Annotated in this window: 8 protein-coding genes; 2 read left to right on the forward strand and 6 right to left on the reverse strand. The window is 68.4% G+C overall.

Translation table 11 applies throughout. The features are described from left to right. Positions 1-563 precede the first annotated feature (563 nt). Together ACFVQG_RS11805 and ACFVQG_RS11810 are read left to right on the forward strand one after the other, a co-directional pair. Positions 564-7676, forward strand: a complete 7113-nt coding sequence (locus tag ACFVQG_RS11805; RefSeq protein WP_383379970.1) for a polymorphic toxin-type HINT domain-containing protein — start codon at positions 564-566, stop codon at positions 7674-7676. Next, positions 7666-8004, forward strand: a complete 339-nt coding sequence (locus tag ACFVQG_RS11810; RefSeq protein ID WP_365621564.1) for a hypothetical protein — start codon at positions 7666-7668, stop codon at positions 8002-8004. Before ACFVQG_RS11805 ends, ACFVQG_RS11810 begins: the two co-directional genes overlap by 11 nt. A 100-nt stretch (positions 8005-8104) precedes the next feature. On the opposite strand, the gene ACFVQG_RS11815 is transcribed toward ACFVQG_RS11810, so the two are convergent. From ACFVQG_RS11815 to ACFVQG_RS11840, 6 genes are all read right to left on the reverse strand, one after another. After that, positions 8105-9385, reverse strand: coding sequence for a tyrosine-type recombinase/integrase (locus ACFVQG_RS11815; protein WP_383379974.1), 1281 nt, complete (start codon positions 9383-9385; stop codon positions 8105-8107). Next, on the reverse strand, positions 9385-9609 hold the full coding sequence (locus ACFVQG_RS11820; RefSeq protein ID WP_383379977.1) for a helix-turn-helix domain-containing protein: 225 nt from the start codon (positions 9607-9609) through the stop codon (positions 9385-9387). Before ACFVQG_RS11820 ends, ACFVQG_RS11815 begins: the two co-directional genes overlap by 1 nt. After that, complete coding sequence (locus ACFVQG_RS11825) at positions 9609-11039, reverse strand: replication initiator (RefSeq protein ID WP_383379980.1); 1431 nt, start codon at positions 11037-11039, stop codon at positions 9609-9611. The genes ACFVQG_RS11820 and ACFVQG_RS11825 overlap by 1 nt, the downstream gene beginning before the upstream one ends. 274 nt (positions 11040-11313) lie before the next feature. Then, positions 11314-11925 carry a DUF2637 domain-containing protein gene (locus ACFVQG_RS11830; RefSeq protein ID WP_383379983.1) on the reverse strand — a complete coding sequence of 204 codons (612 nt, stop codon included), beginning with the start codon at positions 11923-11925 and terminating at the stop codon, positions 11314-11316. Positions 11926-11955: 30 nt separating this feature from the next. After that, entirely contained in the window at positions 11956-13173 is a 1218-nt protein-coding gene (locus ACFVQG_RS11835; protein WP_383379985.1) for a cell division protein FtsK, read from the reverse strand. Next, on the reverse strand, positions 13161-13352 hold the full coding sequence (locus ACFVQG_RS11840; RefSeq protein WP_383379988.1) for a hypothetical protein: 192 nt from the start codon (positions 13350-13352) through the stop codon (positions 13161-13163). Before ACFVQG_RS11840 ends, ACFVQG_RS11835 begins: the two co-directional genes overlap by 13 nt. Between the last annotated feature and the right edge of the window lie 84 nt (positions 13353-13436).

A 13436-nucleotide genomic window follows, 5' to 3' on the forward strand; every position in this document is an offset into this window, starting at 1 on the left:
CCCCTTCCCCCCAGTGGACCGGCGACAGGGCTGCGTGGCCCATTGCCGAGGCCTTCGCCAGCCATGGCGAGGGCATGGCGAGGCGAGCTGATGATGGCCCATGAAGGAGCTGTCGTCATCCTGTGGGGTTTGCGTGAAGGCGGGGTGGAACGTGCCGCTCGGCCGCCCGGGGCATGGGTCGGCGGCCTGTGGGACGCGACGCCCGCCGGGCGGACCGGACGCCGAAACATGCTCAAATCGGCCCAAGTTGGGCTGCCTTGGCGATCACTGTGAGACGGATGACGCGGGTTTGTGTCCATAGCGTGAAAAGCGGCATGAGCGATCCTATTGGAGCGACTCCCAGCTTTCACAGCTTTCGCAGCGTAACGAGTCGTTACGTACCGTGACGCTGATCACAAGCTTTTGGCAGCTCTGGCGTTCCTTCACAGTCCCGTCACAGAATCTCCGGCATCTGATACATCGCCGCGCGTGGTCCGTCACCGGTCCCGCTCCGAGTGGTCCGGGGGGACCCCGCCGTGTTCGGCCGACTCTCGCATGTCCGTCGTAACGTCACGCGCGCAGCCGTGCCCGCCGCGGCCGCCGCACTGTTGGTGGGACTGCTTCCCACCCAGTCACTGGCCCTGCCACCCGACCCGGCTCAGGCGGAGGTCGGCCGGGAGACGCTGGCCCTTGAGGAACTGGTCCAGGAGAAGCCCATCGCGGGTGATGCGTTCAGCCAGGACCTGGAGTCCCTGCGCGCGGACGTCCCCGAGGATCTGGTGCAGGCGCCGTCGGGGACGGTGAACCCGCCGTCGAACGTGACGGGCACGGTCACCTTCGGATCCTCGGTGAGCACGGCCTCCCTGCGCAGCGGAGTCGCCACGGCCGCCACCCCGGTCGGCACCCTGCCTGTCAGCCTCGGCCAGGCACCCGACCAGCCCGCGCCGACGGGAACTTGGCAGGTCACCATCCCCGACCGCACCTCCACGGTCAGTCAGGGTGTCGACGGCGCCGTCATGGTGGTGCAGGGTCCGGACACTGGCTCGGTACCGGTCTCGGTCAGGCTGGACTACTCCAAGTTCAAGAGCCTCTACGGCGCCGACTGGGCCTCCCGCCTACGGCTGGTCCAGTTCCCCGACTGCTACCTGGACACGCCGGACGACGAGGCCTGCCAGACGTACGAGGAACTGGAGACGGCCAACGACGCCGCATCCGCGTCCGTCACCGCGACGGTGGACCCGGCGGCGCAGGGCGGTGTGACCCCGGCCGCGTCGGCGTCGACGGCTGACCGCGGCTCCGGTGTGGTCCAGGCGTCGTACCGGACGTCAACGGCGGCGCCTGCCGCGGCCTCCGGCTCCAAGGCCGTCGTCGGCGCCGTCGACTCGGGCGGTGGCGCGGGCGGCACCTTCAAGGCGACGCCGCTCGCCTCGGACGGAAAGTGGGAGGCGGGCGGCTCGTCCGGCGCCTTCACCTGGTCGTACCCCCTCGTCGTCCCACCCCCGCCCGCGGGCCCCGCCCCGGCGATCACCTTCGGCTACAGCTCCCAGACCGTGGACGGCCGCACCGGCGTCGCCTCCCCGCAGGCGTCCTGGATCGGTGAGGGCTGGAACTACGACCCCGGATACATCGAGCGCCGCTACCGCCCCTGCCAGGACGACCGCAAGACACTCAGCTCCGGTACGCCCAACAACACCGCCAAGGCGGACAAGACCTCCGACTTCTGCTGGGTGTCGGCCAATGCCGTGATGTCCCTGAATGGCAAGACCACGGAGCTGGTTCGGGTGCCCGGCGCGGACGGCAACCCCGAGACGGCGACGGAGGTCTACCGCCCTCAGCAGGACGACGGCACGCGCGTCGAGCACCGCACGGGCGGCACCAACGCGGACAACAACGGCGAGTACTGGATTGTCACGACACGGGACGGCATCAAGTACTACTACGGCCAGAACAGCGTGGGCGGCGGTCACGCCAACACGAACTCCGTCTCCACCGTCCCCGTCTTCGGCAACCACCCGGGCGAGCCCTGCCACGCCAGCACCTTCGCCGCCTCCCGCTGCGGCACCGGTCAGCAGCAGGCCTGGCGCTGGGGCCTGGACAAGGTCGTCGACGTCCACGGCAACGCGATGGTCGTCAACTGGAAGCAGGAGACGAACTACTACGCCGTGCGCAAGAAGTTCAAGTCGCCCGAGCAGTACGACCGCTATGCCTACCCGACGTCCATCGAGTACGGCATGCGGTCCGCGGACCTCACCACCCCGTCCGCGACCGTCACCTTCAACGTCAAGCAGCGCTGCCTCAAGTCGGAGACCGCCTGCGACGCCGCCAACTTCGCCAAGACCGACGACCCGGGCGCCTACCGGCCCTGGTGGGACACCCCCGGCAACCTCAACTGCAAGGCCACGTCCAAGCTCTGCCCGGCCTTCCCGTCCTTCTGGACGCAGATGCGCCTGGACACGGTGACGACGAGAGCAGCACGCGCAGGCCAGACCGGCCTGGGCCTGGTCGACAAGTACACGCTGCGCCAGTCCTTCCCGGCGGACTGGTACGACACCTCCCCCGGACTCTGGCTGAACTCCGTCACCCGCACCGGCTACGCCCCGGGCGACACCACGGGCACCCTCCAGTCCAAGGACGGCATCAGCTTCGCCCCGTACACGGTGGGCTCCGGCTCACCGCTGCGGGCCCGCCTGAAGGACCACCAACTGCCCAACCTGGTGACCACCGGCGCCGGTGACCAACGGCCCGGCTTCACCCGCCCCCGTATCGGCACCGTCTCCACGGAGACGGGCGGCGACATAGAGGTGCAGTACGGGGGCGGCTGCGCGACTGAGCCCGCTACGGACAAGGGCAAGAACAACGGCACCTGCTACCCGGTCCGCTGGTCACCGGACGGGGACGAGCGGACACCCGCGAAGGCCTGGTTCAACAAGTACGTCGTCACCTCGGTGACGGAGACCGACAAGGTCACCTCGCACGGCAAGCCGGTCATCACGAAGTACGAGCACGAGGGAGCCGCCTGGGCCAAGAGCGACGACGAGTTCACCCGCCCCGCGCTGCGGACGTACAGCGACTGGCGCGGCTACCGGGAGGTCTCCGCCTACAAGGGCAGCAAGATCGTGCCGCAGCCGGGGCAGCTTCAATCCCAGTCTCTCTCCGTGACCCGGTACTTCCTGGGGACCGGCGGCGTGGTGAAGGACTCCACCAACACGCACACCCTGGCGGCGGACGACGCGCCGCAGTACGCGGGCATGACGGCGGAGACCATCACCTACCGCGACTCCGACCGCACCGTCCATGAGCGGACACTGAACTTCCCGTGGTCCAAGCAGACTGCCTCCCGTTCACGCGAGAACGAGGACGGGACGGCCGCCGATCCCCTTCTCGGGCACCGCGTCGGCATAGAGCGGACGGACCGCATTCAGAAGGACGGCACCAGTTGGCGCGCCGTGCGCACGCGCACAGAGGTCGACGACACCTACGGCCTGCCGGTCCAGGAGGAGACGGCGGTCGTCAAGCCCAGCGGCACGGGGGAGGCCCTGTCCGACCGGACGTGCACGAAGACGACGTATGTGCACAACACCTCGGCCTGGCTGATCGGCCTGCCGAAGGAACAGCGCACGACCGGCACGTCCTGCGCCAACCACGACACTGCTGACCCGGCGACCCAGCTGAAGTCGGCCGTCCGCAACTCCTACGATGGCCTGGCACACGGGGCGACGCCGACCAAGGGCCTTCTCACCTCCCAGGCCCAGATCGACGGCGCGGGAACGTCGTACTCCCTCGTCACCACGACGACCTACGACCCGTTCGGCCGTACCCGCAAGGTCACGGCTCCGGGCGTCGGCACCACGGAGACCCAGTACACGCCGGGTGACACCGGTGGCCCGGTCACATCCGTCAAGGCGATCAACGCCCTGGGCCACGCCACCACGACGACATACGACCCCGGCCGCGCCCTGGCCCTCACGGTGACGGACCCCAACACCCGCGTGGCGCGCCTCGAGTACGACGCACTCGGCCGCCTGGTGAAGGCATGGTCCCCGTCCCGCTCCGGCGGGGCCTCCCCCAACGTGAAGTTCACGTACCACTCGGCGGTCGCCACCAGCAGCACGAACCGCCCGGCCGCGGTGACCACCGAGACCATCAAGGACGACGGCGGTTACTCCCGTCAGGTCGTCGTCTACGACGGCCTGGGCCGCGAGGTCCAGACCCAGGCCGAGGCCCACGGCCCGGGCAGGATCGTCGTGGACACCCGCTACAACGACCACGGCCTGGTCTACGAGAAGACCGGCGCGTACCTCGCGAAGGGCGAGCCGACCCAGGAACTCTTCGCCCCCAAGTCGAAGACGCTGATCCCCACCTGGACCAAGCACCGCTACGACGGCTTGGAGCGCGAGTACCGGGCGTCGGTCTACCAAGGCGGTCACTACAAGTACGCCACGTACACCAACCACGGCGACACCGGCACGTGGGTCAACCCGCCCGGTTCCACGATCCCGACAACGTGGACGGAGTACGACGCGCTGGGACGGGTCACCTCACTCAAGCACTACACCAAGGAAGCGCCGTCGGCGCCGGAGGGGCGGAGGACGAGGTACGAGTACGACGCCCGCGGCAACCTGGCCAAGGTCTCCGACCCGGCGGGCAACGCGTGGACGTACACCTACGACGCCCGCGGCCGGGTCACCTCGACCACGGACCCCGATGTGGGCCGAACGGAGACGGGGTACGACGAGGCCGACCGCCCGGACCGTGTGAAGAACGCCCGTGAGCAGGAGACGTTCACCGAATACGACCTGCTGGGCCGCGTCCTGAAGGTGCGGCGGGGATCGACGACCGCGACCCCCGAGAAGGAGTACACCTACGACACGGCGCCCGGCGGCATCGGCAAGCCCGTCGCCTCCATCCGGCACACGGCCACGGGCGACTACATCAACCGCGTCACGGGCTACGACTCCGAGTACCGGGTCACGGCAGGCGAGACGGTGATCCCCGCGAACTCGATGACGGCGGGCCTGTCCGGCACGTACGCCTCCACGTACACGTACACCCCCACCGGAAAGCCGCAGTCGGTCACCCTGCCCGCGAAGGGCGGCCTGGCGAGCGAGAAGGTCGTCACCCGCTACAACGGCGACGGCCTTCCGGAGTCGACCTCCGGCGCGAACTGGTACACCACCGACGTCACCTACTCGCCGTACGGCGAGGTACTGCGCACGGTCTCCGCCCCCCAGCCGTACCGCGTCTGGACGACCAACTTCATCGACCCCTACACGGGCCGCCTCCAGCGCACGGTGTCGGACCGCGAGACCGCCGGCCCTCACCGCATCACCGACAGCCACTACTCCTACGACGTCTCCGGCACGATCACCTCCAACGCCCGCCAGTTCGGTGACAACACCTGGGACAACCAGTGCTTCACCTACGACGTGATGGGCGAGTTGGTACACGCCTGGACGTCGAACATCACCCCGACCGGCAACGGCACGGGCTGCAAATCGGCAAACGGCACGACATGGGGCCCCACCACCAGCTACGCACCCTCGTCCGGCCCGGTCGCCGAAGCCCCGGACGCGGAGACGGACCACACGAGCCCCGACGCCACCCTGACCTCAACACTCGCGGCGGCGGCCCCGGACGCGGCGACGGTGTCCACCAGCGCCACGGCATACCGCCAGTCCTTCACCTTCGACTGGCTCGCCAACCGGGCCAAGATGACGGACCACGACCTGGCGGACCCGACGAAGACCACCACGTTCACCTACGGCTACGGCAAGACGGCCACCGGCAACGGCACCACGCCGTCATACATGACCCAGCCGCACACGAACACGTGGATCAGCTCGTCCCCGTCCGGCAAGGGAAGCGCGTACACGTACGACGTCACCGGCAACACGACGGTCCGCGACCTGTACAACACCACGCAGACCCTCGACTGGTCCCCCGACAACAAACTCGCCTCCATCACGGACGACGGCGTCAAGACGACCTACGTCTACGACGCCGACGGCAACCGCCTCCTGGAGCACTCCCCCTCCGGCTCGACCCTCTACCTGGGCGAGACGGAACTGACGACGAACGCGACGGGCACGATCACGGAGGCGTCCCGCTCCTACGCCCACGCCGGAGCGCCGACAGTGGTCCGCAAGACCACCAACGGCGCCACCACCGGCCACAAGCTGAGCGTCCTGATCGCCGACCACCTGGGCACGGCCAACACGTCGGTGGACGTGGCGAGCGGCCAGCTCATCACGCGTCGAGCCTTCAAGCCGTATGGCGAGGTGCGGGGCACGAAGCCCACCGCCTGGCCAAACAGCCGCACATACCTTGGCGTTGGCATCGATGACGAGGCCACCGGCCTGACCCATATAGGTGCCCGGGAGTACGACCAGAGTTCGGGGCGCTTCCTGTCGGCTGACCCGGTCATTGACATCAAAGACCCGCTTCAGATGAACGGGTACGCCTACAGCAACAGTAGTCCCGTCAGTCATTCCGACCCCTCGGGATTGTTCTGCGATGGCTGCAGCGCGAACAACCCGGACACAGCTTGGACCCCGGATAACGGGCCTGGCTGCACCACTGAGAATTGCTATGACCGCGATGGGCAGGTTCTCTACGCAACGACCGTTCATGGCGGTTCGGAAAGTCCGGCAGTAGCTGCAGACTCGACGGCCGACGCAAAAAGGTCGCAGACTAAGAAGCCCACCCCGACGTACGTACATCAGGCTCCGAACGGAGTCTGCGTCTACGCCGCGGCCAGTTCCTGCGGAACAGTGCACCAGCAGCCGGTGGCAGAGAGCATTCCCGACCTCCCTTGTGCCTTCGGAGAGTCAGAATGGCTTTGCAACGTTCGGAATAACCTTTACAAGTTTGGGATGCTGACCGGTACGACCGGTGGGTCTCTCGGCTTCTTCGGCTTGCGGCTAAGTAAGGGCATGAAGGCAGTCGGGTGCACGAAGTGCTTCCTCGCTGGTACAGCCGTTCTCATGGCCGACCGAAGTACGAAGAACATTGAGGACGTCGAAGTCGGCGACAAGGTGCTGGCGACAGACCCAGAAACCGGCGAAACCGGCCCTCGTGTCGTCACACAGCTCATCATCACCGAGCACGACAAGCACTTCAACAAGCTGTCCATAGCAACGGACGACGGCATCGAGGTGCTGACGGCCACCTTCGAGCACCCCTTCTGGTCCCCGTCGGAACAGGCATGGGTCGAGGCAGCAGATCTCCAGCCGGGGATGACTCTGCTGACTGACCAGGGCGACACCGTGATCGTCACGGGGAACCGCCCGTTCAGCAAGCATGCTCGAACCTACAACCTGACTGTGGATGACCTGCACACGTACTATGTGCTGGCGGGTGAGACTCCGGTACTGGTTCATAACTCCAGCGGCTGCCTCACAATTTCCTCTGCTATTAGCGAGGACTCGGCGCTGGTGAAGGCCGCACAGCAGGCGGGGAAGAATCAGAAGGTTCAGGCTGACCTGGACAGCTTGTTCCAGCAGCTGTCGCGCGGAAATATGAATCCGGGCCTCGGGAGTAAGGCGTTGTCCGGAACGGATGTCACCTACGCGCGAGGAAGGAACGGCGGCCGCCTGTTCTTCCGGAACGTCGATGGCGGGATTCAGATCGTTGGCAAATCTGACAAGGCGAACGAGTCCAAGGTGATTGCGAGGTTGAACCAGCTCTATGGCCAGTGACCCTCTCTACCGCGTAGAGAACCAGCAGTTCAGTGCGCTCTTCATGCTGGGCGCGGAGGACGACAAGGAAACCGTCGAGAATGTCGACGCAGAACTCTGCCTGTCGGACGGGACGCGATGGAGCGCCACATTCATGACGCTGCGCGCAATCGAGCAGGTGATGAATCGCTGGCGGGAGACTGGAGAATGTTCCGGAGGGGCATATTTTCAGTGCCCCGATCTCGTGATCATTCCGAAGGGTGGCGTGGCGGCGATGCTGGATTCCTTCAAGGGCATCATCGAATCAGGTGGGCCTGAAGGGGTTTTGCAATTCCTGGACGAAAGCTAACTCGCCCATAGGTACGCTCGTAGAGCGAAACAGGATGCCCCTTTCCCGGGTGACGGCGAAAGGGGCATCCTGGCGTTTGACGGCAACGATGACGGCAACGTCAGCGGACGACGGCTGCGGTTGGTGAGTCGTCGGGGGTGTCGGTCGGGCCGAGGGCATTGCCGAGGGTGTCGATGGCCTGGCGCTGGAGGCGGAGGCGTACGTGGGCGTACACGCCGGCAGTCACGCCGATGTGGGCGTGTCCCAGCAGCTCCTTGATCACGACGAGGTCGACGCCCTGTTCCAGGAGCAGGGTGGCGGTCGAGTGCCGCAGGTCGTGGAGGCGGATGGTCCGGAGTCCTGAGTTGTGGAGGAGGCGGCGGAAGCGGCGGGTGAGGTTGGTGGGGTCGAGCGGTTTGCCCTGCGGGGTGGTGAAGACGAGGTCGTTGTCCGTCCAGCCCTTTCCGGCGGTCTGGCGCTCTTCCTGCTGCCGTTCCTGGTGGATCTTGAGGGAGCTGATGCACTCGGTGGGGAGGGCGATACGGCGTTCGGAGGCGAGGGTCTTGGTGTTCAGGACGGTCAGGCCCTGGCTGCGGGTGCGCTGGAGGGAGCGGTGGATGGTGGCGGTTCCGCCGTTGAGATCGAGGTCTTCCCAGTGAAGGCCGAGGAGTTCGCCTTTGCGGAGTCCGGTGCGCAGGGCGAGTTCGTACAGGGCGTGGAGCCGGTCTTTGCTGGCTCGGTGGAGGAACTGTCGGGCTTCGGCGGTGGTGAAGGGCTGGAAGCGTCGCGGCCGGGGCGTGGCGGTCTTGACGTTCCGGGCGACGTTGCGCGGCAGTTCGTCCTCGCGGACGGCGTGTTCCAGAGCGGACTTGAGTACGGCGTGGACGTACGTCACGGTCAGGGGCGACAGTCGCTTTTCGCAGCATTGGCCGATCGCGCAGCAACGCTGTCGCTTCATGTCCTGTTGTTGGGCGCAGCACTGGCAGGTGGTGCGGAGTCCGTCGAGGAGGGTCCGGACGTCGCGGGTGGTGAGCCGGGCGAGCTTCCTGGCGCCGAGGCCGGGGTTGATGTGGAGGCGGATGGCTGCGGCGTAGCGGGTGTAGGTGTTCTCCCGCAGGTGGTGGATGGCGACACCGTCGAGCCAGTAGGTGAGGTAGGCGCTGACGGTGCTGTCGGCCGCCGCGACGGGGAGGCCGCGGTTGCTGGCGGCGATCTTCTCCGTGAGCTTGGCCATCGCGTCCTTGCGGGTGGTGCCGTAGACGCGGACCCGCTTGCGGGTGTTGCCGGGCGCGAGGACGTATCCGGCGGCCTCCCACCTTCCGTCCTTGCGCTGGTAGACGGTCCCGTCTCCGTTCGCACGGGTGCGGGAGCGGCGGGACGAAGCGAGGCGAGGCGTGGTCATCAGGCGGTGTCCTGTTCGAGGCGGGTGCGGATGAAGTTGGTGAGGGCGTGGGTGGGGATGCGGCGGGCGCGGCCGAGGGTGATCGAGGCGAGTTGGCCGCTGCGGAGCAGGTCGTAGACAGCGGAGCGGCCGAGCTGGAGGCGGTCCATGACCTGGGGCACCGTGAGCAGATCCAGCACCGGTGCCGCCTCCGCGTGGAGGACGGTGGGCGGGGGCGAGGCCATCAGCAGCCCCCTTCGGCCGCGAACTGCCGTTCCAGTTCCTTGCGATGCCAAATGCCAGCGGCGAGGAGGGCCGCGCCGGGGCTGTAGCCCGAGCCGAGGTAGTCCCAGCGGCCGACGACGAGCGTGGTCGCCGGGTCGGACTTGGGCAGGCCGGCGTGGGCGCGGGCCTGTTCGGTGCGCCAGGAACGGCGGGCTTCGCGCAGCGCGCCCAGGGTGGTGGAGTAGTTGCGGGATTTGGTGGAGAAGTGGCCCCGGAAGCCGAGCATGTGGGCCCACTTCCAGAGCTTGAGATCGGCGAACTCCGGCAGTCGGCCGAGCTCCCAGCAGGTGCGGATCATTTGCCGGACGTGGCGGGCGACGGCGAGGCGGGGCAGCGGCCGGGCCTGTCCGGTGCCGTCGCAGGTAGTGCACGGGAGCGGGGTGCCGTGGGGCAGGAGGGTGGCGCCGCGACCGTGGCAGGGGCGGCAGTACAGGGCGTGGTCGAGGGTGCCGGAGGCGTCGGCGGATTTGGTGGCGTATTTGGCCACGTAGGCGGCGACTGCCTGGTCGGTGAGTTCGCTGTCGGTGTCGAAGGCGGCGATCTCGCGTACGTCGAGCTGTTGGCCCCAGGTGAGTTCGCGTTCCCCGATCGCGTCCGAGGTGACGGAGATGCGGGCGCGGGGTGCGGCGGCGCGGATGGCGTCGGTGAGCACGGCGACGGTGGCGTACGACGGCGGGGGCTGCGTGCTGCCGTCCGGGCCGTCGAGGCGGATCACTGCGTGGAAGTGGACCAGGCCGCGCTTCTGATACTCGGCGACCTTGGCGAAGGACACCCGCAGCACGGCGCGGGCGGCCTTCTGGGTGAGGCCGAGCCGGGTGGCGAGCTCCCGGCGCAGGTAGGTGGTGAAGCGGGCCCACAAGGCTCCGGCGTGGGCGTTGAAGAGGACGGCTCCCGTGTAGTCGTACGTCGCCGGGTTGAGCGGCGTGCCGAGCAGCGGGTCCGTGGGCTCGTGATGGGTGCCGCAGCGGCAGGGCCGGGCGTCGGGGCGGTTGTGGACGGGGCCGAAGGAGGGGGCGGTGAGGGTGGCGAAGACGCGGGGGTGGGTGCGGACGGTGTCGGGGACGGTCTTGCCGCCGGAGAGGCCGGCGCGGATGAGGTGGTAGGTGTCGGCGGCGTAGAGGCGGGAGCAGGCCGGGCAGCGGGAGGCGCGGCGGTTCCCGCACCCGGTGAGCAGGCTTCCCGTGGGCTCCTCGGAAGAGGCGTAGGAGCGCAGTACCTCACCGGTCGCGGTATCAACGGTGGTCGTCTGGCCGGTCAGGCGGACGGGTTCGGTGCAGCCGCCGAGTCGTTCGATCTGCTGCTGTGCGCGGTCGAAGTCGGGCTGGTTGACGAGGTGGAGCAGGTCCCGTACGGCGGGGCTTGCCACGTGGCGCAGGTCCAGGGTGACCATTCGGGGCGTGTCCCTTCTGTCGGGTGGGCGGCCCCGGGCAGCAACCAGCCAGGAGGGAAGGCGTGTTGGTGCTGCTCGGGGGCATGACGAACCGGGCTCAGGGGCGGGCGAGGTTGAGTGAGAGGTGATGCGGTCGGTGGGCCCGGGGCTCAGAGTTGAGCGAGGGCGGCGGTGGCGACCGGCAGGGCGACGCCCATGCGCTGGCCCAACTGGGCTGCGGTGATGGGTGCGTCGTGTTCGGTGCGGTGGGTGTCCGCGATGCGCCGGGCCGCGTTCAGCAGGGCGGCAGGAAGGGCCGGGCCGGAAGCGGGTCGAGCCGTCTTGGCGACGACCGGCGGAGCGGCGGTTGGAGCCGGAGCGGGCTGCGGTTCCAGGGCGGGGGAGACGACGACGACCGGGGTGGGCGTCGGGGGCTCGGATGCGGGTGCTTCGTCGGGCACCGGTTCGGAGACGGGGGTGGCGGCCTCCGGGGTCTCGGTGGGGTGGGGAGGGTGTGGAACTGGGTGAGGAAGGCGGGGCCGACGTGGCCCCAGCCGAGAAGCAGGAGCGGGGCGACCGTGTCCAGGCAGGCGCGGCCGTAGCGGCCGGCAAGCAGGGGTTCGGCGGTGTTCAGGGCGAGGGTGAGCAGGCCGCACAGGTGCAGCAGCCGGGTACCGGCCCGCAACTCCGCCTTCGGTACGCCGCGCAGGGCGAGGAAGCGCAGGGCGATCAGGAGTCCGACGACGGACAGGTCGACCATGGGTGCGATCAGTGGGGCGATCGGGTGGGGGACGCCGAGGCGCAGGGCGAGTGCCCAGACGTTGCCGAAGGAGAAGACGAAGGCCAGGGCCGCGATGACCGCCATGACCACGGTCACGGTGCGCCGGGTGAACCGTTCCTCCGCCATGGGTTCAACCTCTCTTCCAGTACAGGGCGTTCACGGCTGCTTGGTGAGCGGGGGCAGAGGTGTAGTCGTGTGGAGCAGGGCGTCCAGGAGGAGGGCCGGGTCGGCGGTCAGGTGTGAGGTGTTTTCGGCGACGCGGGCGGCGTCGGCGTCGGAGACGTAGGGGGTGCGAATGCGGGTGTAGCCGGGGCGGCCCTGCATCGCCATCACCGCAACGCCGACGTAGGCGGGGTCCTGCAAGGTGACCGGGCTGGCGTCGGGCCAGTTGCGGATGTCCTCCCCCAGCGCGGCCACCGCGGCTTCCACGGTCTTCTGCGCGAAGGACAGCCCGATGGGGCATACGTCGCGGATGAAGGTGGGAATCGCGTCGCCGGTGGTCTTCTGGCTGATCAGGATCACCAGGATGCCGACGCTGCGGCCCTTCTTGACCAGGTCCTCCACCAGCCGGGCGTTCTCCGCCGTCAACGCGGCCAGCCGTTTCGTGGTGGCGTCGCTGCCCTTGTACTCGCGGAAGTACGTGTGCGCCTCATCGATGATCAGGACCGTGAGCGGCCACTCCGGTGACGGGCCGAGGTGCCACATGTTCTTCACGCCCAGCACGTCACGGATGACCGCAGAGCGCCGCCTGCGCAGTTCCACCAGCCGCTTGAACAACGCGTTCGCTTCGTTCAGGTCGTCACCGCAGAATGCGAACATCCGCTTGACGAGGTCGGCGTAGTCGCCCTCCGAGGCCCGCGACACCTTGCCGTCCGCCGTCACGATCTGCACGGCCGCCGACGGTGCGAAGTCGCAGACGAACTTGTTGACCCCGGAGGTCTTGCCCGCACCCGGGACGCCGGCCACCGTGACCCCGGGCACGTTGGCCAGGGACACGCACACCTTCGCGGCGTACTCGTCGATGCCCAGCTCCCAGCGCGTCAGGTCCACGGGCGGGAGGCCGGTGGGCCGGTGCGTGGTCGGCGTGGTCAGGGGGTCGAAACGCACGCCCCGGATCACCACCCTGCCGGGGCCGTCCGGCAGCACGGACACCCGCGTGCACCGCCAGGCGTCCGCCAGGAACCGCGCCGACTTCTGGTACTCCTCCACCCCGACCTGCGGCAGCGTCCGGGCCTGCACGATCACACCGAACCGGTCCGGCTTCACCTTGATCTTCGGCGTCAGGACTCGGGGCGCGGGGGCGGGGCCGTCCTTCTGCGCGGTGATCTGGGCGAGCAGGCCCGGGGTCTTGTCGGTGACCGTCAGCCCGGCCATCCGCGCGAGCCGTACCCAGCCCCCCGCACCCGCACGGCCTGCCGCATGCTCACCCGCGTGCCCCGGTCGGCCCGTACGTAGCGCACCACCGTCACCAGCAGCCACACACCGACCAGGACGGCCACGGCCAGCAGCGCGTCCGGCACGTATTCCGGCACGGAATTTTCGAAGCGGATCACCGGGCCGCCTCCACCGTCACCAGCTCCAGGCGGGCGGCCCGGTAGGCGACGCCGTCGGAGAGCTGACCGTTGAAGATCCGCGCC

Origin of the sequence: Streptomyces sp. NPDC057877, assembly GCF_042796855.1 — a bacterium.
In the GTDB taxonomy this organism is placed as follows: Bacteria; Actinomycetota; Actinomycetes; order Streptomycetales; family Streptomycetaceae; genus Streptomyces.

Coding starts and splice junctions, on each gene's coding strand:
- ACFVQG_RS11830 (WP_383379983.1), bottom strand. CDS start 11,925: ATGGCGGAGGAACGGTTCACCCGGCGCACCGTGACCGTGGTCATGGCG.
- ACFVQG_RS11820 (WP_383379977.1), bottom strand. CDS start 9,609: ATGGCCTCGCCCCCGCCCACCGTCCTCCACGCGGAGGCGGCACCGGTG.
- ACFVQG_RS11835 (WP_383379985.1), bottom strand. CDS start 13,173: ATGGCCGGGCTGACGGTCACCGACAAGACCCCGGGCCTGCTCGCCCAG.
- ACFVQG_RS11825 (WP_383379980.1), bottom strand. CDS start 11,039: ATGGTCACCCTGGACCTGCGCCACGTGGCAAGCCCCGCCGTACGGGAC.
- ACFVQG_RS11810 (WP_365621564.1), top strand. CDS start 7,666: ATGGCCAGTGACCCTCTCTACCGCGTAGAGAACCAGCAGTTCAGTGCG.
- ACFVQG_RS11815 (WP_383379974.1), bottom strand. CDS start 9,385: ATGACCACGCCTCGCCTCGCTTCGTCCCGCCGCTCCCGCACCCGTGCG.